Here is an 8,670-nt window from a genome sequence, read left to right as displayed (position 1 = left end):
GTTATGGTTGTTATTGAAACTGTATTCAGGGAAATCTTAGGATTCCTGGGAATCACACAACTCATTGAAATATGTAAAACGGGGAATTATAAGGTGCTGCTTACCCTGAACGGGATCTTCTCCGTTATCTCGCCACTGGTGCCTTTTCTCCTGTTGCTGGAAATAGGACGGGCCGTTTTTTACAAGAAGTTTAAGATCGAAGACTATAAAATGCCTTTTTTCATCTTCGTGGCGAACCGGTTTATTTCGCGATTTATTTCTATTGCAGCAGTAGCTTTTTGTATTGGATTACTGGAGAAGTATGCATTGTTCAATACGTCGCTTAAATGGTACTGGTTTATTTACGGGTACGTGATCTGGGAGTTCTCGCATTTTATTTATCATTATTATGGTCATAAAGTACGTTTGTTCTGGTGCCTGCATTCTACGCATCATGCGCCTCAAACCATGAACCTTTCGGTTACCTATGCGCACTTTTTCCTGGAAGCGCCGTATGCTGATGTGATCCGTACCAGCATCTGTATCCTGATGGGAGTGAATCCCCCCTTGCTTTTTATCATCATGTTCATTGATGGTACCTGGGGATCTTTTATTCACGTGGGAGAGAACCTTATTAAAGACGGGCGTCTTGGCTTCCTGAACAGGATCATCCTTACGCCATCGCATCACCGGGTACATCATGCAAAAAATCCCCTGTACATGGATACCAATTTCTGCAACCTGCTTAATATCTGGGATAAAGTGTTTGGTACCTTCCAGCATGAAAAGCGCGACATGGAAATTGAGTATGGTATTTCAAGAGAAATGAATCCTAACAATTTCCTGGATGTTTATTTCGGGGAATTATACGGTTTATGGAAGGATGTGCGGAAAGCACCGGGTATAAAAAATAAGCTGTTATATATTGTAATGCCGCCGGGGTGGAGTCATACCGGCGATCACAAAACGGCCAAAGTGGTAAAGCAGGCTTTCCTGGAGCAGGTGCAGCATACGCCGGTGCGGCAGCCCGTAGCGGATCAGGTCATCTGATCAAATAAATAGTATAAGGGGGATTCTTCGAGCACTACCCGGGACTTCCCCTGTACGTCTTTCTTCCATTTTACGAGCCGGATGGCTCCATCGGCTATTTCAAGCCCGGTAATGTCTCCGTCGCTGAAGCAACAGCAGCCGGTGTTGAAATAGGAAGGATGCGCCATTGTTTTTACCAGCTGTTTACCTGCATATTCTGCCTGCCTTGCTGCCAATGCTTTTTGTAAGATGTTTACCTGCGCTGCATCTCCCTGGGCGCGGGCTTTATCCAGTTGCTTCGTGAGCTTATCAATATGATCCAATGAGGCAAATACCGGTTTGTGGGTATGCCCTGAGATCAGGAAAGTTTTTTTATACTGGATGCTCCATTCATACATCATGATATTGTGACGGTCGGCCAGGTCGAAAGAGTCGGAAAGCGTATCCATGCGGATATCAAAGAACCGTTGCACGGGTGTCCATATGGCGGCTACAAACCATTTGCTGAAAGCGTTGCCGTCGCTGCGCAGGTCGCCCTGGTGGCCGTGGGTAAGGTAAATGCGGTAATCGTGGTCCTGGTACCTGGTTTGAAGGATCAATCCTTCATATACTTTCAGTTTCTTCCCGAAAATATTCTTCAGGAATTGTTGTCTTGGTACAGCGTAATGCCATTCCAGGTCGTGGTTACCGAACACGCGGAAGTAACGCTGTTGTTGCAAAAAGCGGGCTTCTTCCAGCAGGGTATTGCGGTATTCGCGGATCACGGTAGCTGGCGGGCATTCCCACAGTTCTTCACAGTCGCCCAGGTTGATGAGGGTATAGCCTTTATCGTAGTAATACCGGAGTGCCGCTACGAAGTTGTCTTCTGCGGCCATGAAGTCATCCGCTCCGTCTTTACCGCCTTTATGCTGGTCGGAGAAAATAATGAAGCGGCTATGCTCATAATCGAAGGGTACAATGAGCCCCTTTTGCCGGTTGCCTTTCAGGATTTCCTCCTGGAGTTGTGATAGGGAAGCGAATACCTGTAATTTATCAGGCTGTGAAGAAAACCTGTTGGAAAGCCAGATAATAGGGCGCTGGAAGAATTTTTTCAGTGGATTTGGCACGCTGTATTTTTTTGGGAAGGTGGCTCAGCACCAACCACGCACAAAAATGAGCGATTACCGGTAACCGCTCAGATTTTTTTATTTCAATAAAGCCATACCCTTTACAGTTTAGCTTTTTACTTCTTTCTTTACATTAACAGCACTCGGACCTTTCTGTCCTCTTTCCACTTCAAAAGTTACTTTATCTTTTTCCTTGATCGGCTCAGTCAGCTGGTTAATGTGTACGAACACGCTGTCCTGCGTTTGCTGATCGATAATGAAACCGTAGCCCTTGGATTCATTAAAAAACTTTACCACACCTTTGCGGATTGGGTCTGCCGGCTCTTCGGGGAGCTGTCTGCCTGGTCCCAGCTGAATGTCTTCCGCATTGATCTCTTTTTTCTTACTTGGATCAGGGGGAGTAGAAGAGATGTTGCCATTCTCATCAATGTAAGCCATCATATCTTCGAGGCCCTTTCCTTTTGCATTCTCTTTCTTTCGTTCTTCCTTTCTTTCCTGTTTATCCTGCCGTTGTTTAGCTTTTTTCTTTTCTTTTTCTTTTTTACCAACTGTTTCCTGGGATCTAGCCATATGCATGTATTAATTTGATACCTAACAAAGATCGGTTTTTTTTGCGTAAAAGACGGGGAATATAACGCAACACGGCCTTTATGCACGGGCATTTTCGCCCGATACTCCCCATAGCGGCTATTTTACATTTTTATGCACACCGGGAAATAACCGGTATACGTGTACCGGTGACCGTGAAATTCTTTTTGTGACCAGAGGTAATTATGAAATCACGGGATTTGCATAGATTAGCAAATACGTTTTTAATCCGCAACAAAAATAAACCGCCCTGGTGTGGTATGATCTAAAAATTCAAAACGCTTATGATGAAAAGAACCGCCCTGTTCTTTCTTGCTGCTATGGCAGGAAAACAGGCTATGGCACAGGTAGATGCCGGCCTGTTCCGCTATCCCGATGTATCCCGGTCGCAAATTGCATTTTCCTATGCCAACGACATCTGGATCGTTCCTAAAACCGGTGGTACGGCCATCAAACTGGTTTCCCCGCCCGGAGTGGAAACCTTTCCCAAATTTTCGCCGGATGGCAGTAAACTCGCTTTCAGCGCCAATTACGATGGTAATACCGACGTGTATGTGTTGCCGGTAGCCGGCGGCGTGCCTTTACGCCTCACAGAATACGGCGGTACGGATCGTGTGGTGGACTGGACGCCCGATGGCAAACAGGTACTTTTCGCCTCCGGCAGGGAAAGTACCAAAGAACGTTTCAACCAGTTCTATACCATTCCCGAAACCGGCGGCGCCGCCACCAAATTGCCGCTGGCCTATGCTGAATTTGGATCGTGGTCGCCCGATGCCTCCAAAATGGCCCTCGTAACCCGCTCACAAAGCTTCCGTAACTGGAAAAGATACCGGGGCGGGATGAAAGCAGAGATCCATGTGTATGATTTTACGAAACAACTGTCGGAAAACATCTCCGCTAAAAGCGAAGCCGGCGATGAATTTCCTATGTGGTACAACAATTTCATTTACTTCCTGTCCGACCGCGGTACGGAAAAAAGAATGAACCTCTGGCGGTATGATGTGAATACCAAAGCATACGAACAGATCACCAGCTACAAAGACTATGACGTTCACTTTCCTTCAATGGGCCCGGACGATATTGTGTACGAAGCCAATGGTAAATTATTTGTGATGTCGCTCAGCACACAGCAGTCCGCTGAAGTGAAGGTCAATATTACCACCGACCTGGCAGCAATGAAACCACGCACCCAACGCACTGCGAGGTATATACAGTCAACCGCCGTAAGTCCCGATGGCCAGCGCGCACTTATCAGCGCCCGTGGCGATATATTCTCCGTACCCGCAGTAAAAGGCTATATAAAAGATCTTACCCGTACCAGCGGCATAGCGGAGCGCTACGCGGTATGGTCGCCGGATGGCAAAACCATCGCCTGGTGGAGCGATAAGTCAGGCGAATATGAACTCTGGCTGGCTACCGCCGGTAAGGAGGACCAGGCAAAACAGGTAACCCATTACGGCCCCGGATTCCGCTACCGCCCCTACTGGTCGCCCAACAACAAACAAATAGCTTTCATCGACCAGGAACTGAAAATATGGGTGCTGGATATTATTACCGGCAAAACCACCGCGGTAGATAAAGCCCTTCATTATTCACCCGATGTACTGGAAGGCTTCCGCTTCAGCTGGACACCCGACAGCAGGTGGCTTACCTATAGCCGCGATATGGACAACGGTCATGAAGCAGTATTCCTTTTTGATACCAAAAACAACCAGCGACACCAGGTAACCGGCGGCTTTTATGATGTGAGCCGCCCCGTATTTGATGAAGCAGGAAAGTACCTGTATGTACTTACCAACCAATCGTTCAAACCTACCTACAGCAGCATCGACAATACGTTTATTTATGCAAACAGCACCGTGATCGGGGCAATTGGCCTGGAAAAGGAAACACCTTCCCTGCTGGCTACGCGCAACGATGCTGTAAATGTAAAGGACGACAGGAAGGAGCCGGAAAAACCCGCCACCACAAAAGGAAAAGGCAAGAAAGAAAAACCCGCGGAAGAGAAAAAGGAAACTGCCACCGGCATCGACCTGGATAACATGGAAGCAAGGATGGTATTGCTCCCCGTGCCAGGCGGTAATTATTCCCGCCTCGGCGCGGTGAAAGGCAAGATCCTGTTTGTAAGCAGCACACCGCCGGCTGATGAGGAAAGCAACGGGGAAGCTACCCTGCAGTATTATGATATTGCTACCCAACAGGTGAAAACCATTATCAAAGACCCCGGCCAGTACGAACTTTCCGCCGATGGTAATAAAATCCTGGTGAACAATGGCCCCTATGGCATCATTGAAGTGGCCGAAAACCAGAAGATCGACACCACTATGCGCCTGGAAGAAATGGAAATGACCGTAAACCCTGCGGAAGAATGGAAACAGCTGTTTATGGACACCTGGCGCATGGAACGCGATTTCTTCTATGACCCGCATATGCACGGCGTCAACTGGAATAACGTAAAAGACAAATACCTGCATCTCCTGGAAGGCGCCCGCACCCGCGAGGAAGTGAGCTTTGTGATCAATGAGCTGCTGGGAGAAATGAATGCCTCGCATACCTACAACTTCGGCGGAGATGTGGAAGACAGTAAGCATGAAAATGTAGGGTACCTTGGGGTCGACTGGCAGGCAGATGGCAAGTACTATAAGATCAAACGCATTATCCGCGGCGCACCCTGGAATGCGGAAGCCCGCAACCCGCTGGACGAACCCGGTGTAAATATTCATGAAGGAGATTATATCCTGGCCGTAAACGGCGAGCCGCTTACCACCGCGCAGGAGCCCTTTGGCGTTTTCCAGTCGCTGGCCGGAAAAGTAGTGGAGCTCACCTGGAACAACCGTCCTTCCACGGAAGGCGCTAAAACCGCCATCGTGAAAACTATCGGCAGCGAATACCGCCTGCGCCACCTGGCCTGGATAGAGAGTAACCGAAAGCGTGTTGCCGATGCCACCAATAACCAGGTAGGATACATTTTTGTGCCAAGTACGGGCATCGACGGACAGGATGAACTGATCCGCCAGTTCAACGCGCAGTGGGATAAAGCAGCCCTTGTGATTGATGAACGCTTCAACAATGGAGGCCAGATCCCTGACCGCTTTATTGAAATGCTGAACCGCAAGCCACTGGCTTACTGGGCTACCCGTAACGGTACACCCACCCAATGGCCTTCCTATGCCAATTTTGGCCCCAAGGTAATGCTCATCAACGGTTGGAGTGGTTCCGGCGGCGATGCGTTTCCGGATTACTTCCGCAAAGCAGGCCTGGGCCCCATTATAGGTACCCGTACCTGGGGCGGCCTCATTGGTATCAGCAATACCCCTGCACTGATCGATGGTGGTGTGATCACAGTGCCATCGTTCCGTATGTTCAACAGTGATGGTACCTGGTTCCGCGAAGGACACGGTGTTGATCCTGATATTGCGGTAGATGAAAACCTTGGCGATATGGCCAAAGGCATCGATCCGCAATTGGAAAGGGCCATCACTGAAATTAAGAACCTGCTGCAAACAAAGCCCTATAAGGCGCCTGCACAACCTCCTTATGAAGTGAGATAATAATATTTTACCGGTCGCTGTTTGTGCAAACAGTGACCGGTTCTGCTAAAAACAGGCATACTATTTACGCGGCTGGAAATTCCACCGCAACCCGCCACTGAAAAAGTAATTGGTGGCCAACCTATGCATCGGTTTGTCAGAAAACATCTCCGATAAACTTTTCTCCCGGAAGGCAATGCCACTGTAAAGGATACTGCCTCCCGATGCCACAAAATCAATATGCCTGCTCAAACGCCAGGTGTTTTCAAGCCCCACACTCAGTTCTGAGTAACCCATCAGCCGCTTTTTATCCGGCGCATTTTCCACATCGTAGGAGGAGCCACGCATACGGAATGCCAGCGCCAGGTCGGTTTGTTTATTCAACCGGTGGGATACGCTTATCTTTTCAGGGAAATTTACGTCTATCCTGAACTTGCTTTCGGTTTGCCATTTAACGAGCACCGCAGGCAGTAACATAGGCGTACCAAAAGTATTGGTAAACATGGCACCTATTCCATAGGAAAAATGCCGGTTATGTTGCTTTACAAACAATACACCCCCGTTGATAAAAATGTCTTTGCCATTGATCTTTTCCATATCGGTGAAAAGTCCTACAGATAACACGCTTACCATACCCCACCGGTTGCGGATGCTCCGGAAATGTTGCAGCGCCAGTTGTGTACCCAGCAATTCTTCGGGGAAGATCCGGTTATCATAATCTTTGTTCATCATTTTAGTGTAGCTGCCGGAAGCCGCCAGCGTCCAGTTGCGTACCTTCCCGGTAGCGGTATCCACATGACTCCCCAGGTTAAATACGGCGCCAAAATTATAGCGTTGCTGTGAGGTAGTGGACCCGGTTTTTACACTGTCTTCCGGCCGGATGTAGCGCGAAGGCGGCAGGTAATCTACGCTGATCCCTATGCCCGGGCCATCAGGAGAAGTGGCGCCCAGCTGGGCCCACAGCTGTTGCACAGGTGTAAATGCAAACAGGATAATTAACAAACAGGCATATCTTTTCTTTAGTTGCATGGGTTGTTGGTGTTTATATTGCAGACTCATAAAAATGCTGATTTTTAATCTTTAGAGGAAGACACCATGCCCTCTGCTTACCCCTATGTGTTTAATATTATTTTTTTAGGGAGATAAATAACACAATCGGCCTGTTTGGTAAAATACGGACGTCATTACAATGTCATAATTGGGAGGAGCAGTTGCTATATAATTACCAGGGTAACTAAATTCAGGTATTACCACGTGGAAGAACAAACGAAAAACCAGGGAACCCATTTTTCTTTTTTAACCAAACATAACAGTGCAATGAAACCAAAATTATCGCTTGCATTCGCATTCGGATGCCTTATCCTGTCGTCCTGTTCCAGGAATTATTCCTTATCTGCTGTAACCCCGAAAGACAGCCTGTTGCCCGCCACCGCTAAAGCTTCCGGCATTACGGATATTGCGGTTGCGCTGGGGAGTAATGCCTGGCTTACACAAAGCAGCGCCGGCGCCGCGGAAGTGGTGGCGGATTATGGCCTGGCCAACTGGACTAGCAGTAGTGCTATTTTCAGCGCGTATTTCCGTACCAGCGCTACGGGTACACTGCACCTGGCATTACGGGGGAAGGTGCCGGCCGGCAGCAGCCAGCTGAAGATCACCGCAGCAGGCCAGTCGAAAACCATTACGGCTTCCGGCAGCAGTTACCACACCATTGATGTGGGAGACTTCAACCTAACGGATACCGGCTATGTGAAAGTAGACTTCCAGGGCGTATCTAAAACGGGTAGCTATTATGCGGACCTGTCGGACCTGTACATCAGCGGTACCGCCACCGGCGGCCGGCTTAATTACATTCAAACGGACGTATACTGGGGCAGGAGAGGTCCTTCTGTACACCTGGGATATACATCGCCGGCGGGTAAAAACGTGGAGTGGTTTTATAATGAAGTAACAGTACCCGCCGGCCAGGACCCGGTTGGATCTTACTTTATGTCTAATGGCTTCAGCCAGGGATATTTCGGTATACAGGTAAACAGTACCACGGAAAGAAGGGTGTTGTTTTCTGTTTGGAGTCCTGCCAATACAGATGACCCCAATAGCATCCCTGATTCATTGAAGATAGAGCTGCTGCGCAAAGGGCCTGGCGTACAAACGGGTTCCTTTGGCAATGAGGGCGCAGGCGGACAAAGCTATCTCGTATACAACTGGCAGGCTGGTACTACCTACCGTTTTTTAACGCATGCAGTACCGGTGGCAAATAACAAAACGGAATTTACTTCCTGGTTCTATGCCCCTGAAACCGGCTCCTGGCAATTGATTGCCAGCTTCCGTCGTCCGCAAACCAATACGTGGTTAACCGGTTTATATTCTTTCCTGGAAAATTTCTCTACAGAAACAGGCTATATCGGGAGAAAAGCACAGTACGGCAACCAATGGGCAAG

The 8,670-nt window shown here is 48.5% G+C and carries 6 protein-coding genes; 3 read left to right on the top strand and 3 right to left on the bottom strand.

The window, feature by feature from the left end:
• Nucleotides 1–1,029 (top strand): sterol desaturase family protein (locus VN105_RS23560; RefSeq protein ID WP_325644840.1); only part of this gene is annotated, 1,029 nt, incomplete at its 5' end.
• Here VN105_RS23560 and VN105_RS23555 read toward each other — a convergent pair.
• Nucleotides 1,017–2,114, bottom strand: a complete 1,098-nt coding sequence (locus VN105_RS23555; protein ID WP_325644838.1) for a metallophosphoesterase — start codon at nucleotides 2,112–2,114, stop codon at nucleotides 1,017–1,019. The genes VN105_RS23560 and VN105_RS23555 overlap by 13 nt on opposite strands.
• Before the next feature lie 108 nt (nucleotides 2,115–2,222).
• Nucleotides 2,223–2,684 (bottom strand): cold shock domain-containing protein, encoded by a 462-nt coding sequence (locus tag VN105_RS23550; protein ID WP_325644836.1) that lies wholly within the window; start codon nucleotides 2,682–2,684, stop codon nucleotides 2,223–2,225.
• Between the two features lie 302 nt (nucleotides 2,685–2,986).
• Between VN105_RS23550 and VN105_RS23545 the strand changes: the two genes are divergently transcribed.
• Nucleotides 2,987–6,253 (top strand): S41 family peptidase, encoded by a 3,267-nt coding sequence (locus VN105_RS23545; RefSeq protein ID WP_325644834.1) that lies wholly within the window; start codon nucleotides 2,987–2,989, stop codon nucleotides 6,251–6,253.
• A gap of 60 nt (nucleotides 6,254–6,313) precedes the next feature.
• On the opposite strand, the gene VN105_RS23540 is transcribed toward VN105_RS23545, so the two are convergent.
• On the bottom strand, nucleotides 6,314–7,291 hold the full coding sequence (locus VN105_RS23540) for a DUF6268 family outer membrane beta-barrel protein (protein ID WP_325644832.1): 978 nt from the start codon (nucleotides 7,289–7,291) through the stop codon (nucleotides 6,314–6,316).
• A 258-nt stretch (nucleotides 7,292–7,549) separates the two neighbouring features.
• Here VN105_RS23540 and VN105_RS23535 point away from each other — a divergent pair.
• Nucleotides 7,550–8,670 (top strand): DUF3472 domain-containing protein (locus VN105_RS23535; protein WP_325644830.1); only part of this gene is annotated, 1,121 nt, incomplete at its 3' end.

Origin of the sequence: Chitinophaga sp. (genome assembly GCF_035564935.1) — a bacterium.
Lineage (GTDB): Bacteria > Bacteroidota > Bacteroidia > Chitinophagales > Chitinophagaceae > Chitinophaga.
The sequence above is the reverse complement of the archived record's forward strand: the minus strand, read 5'-3'. Positions and strand labels throughout refer to the sequence as shown.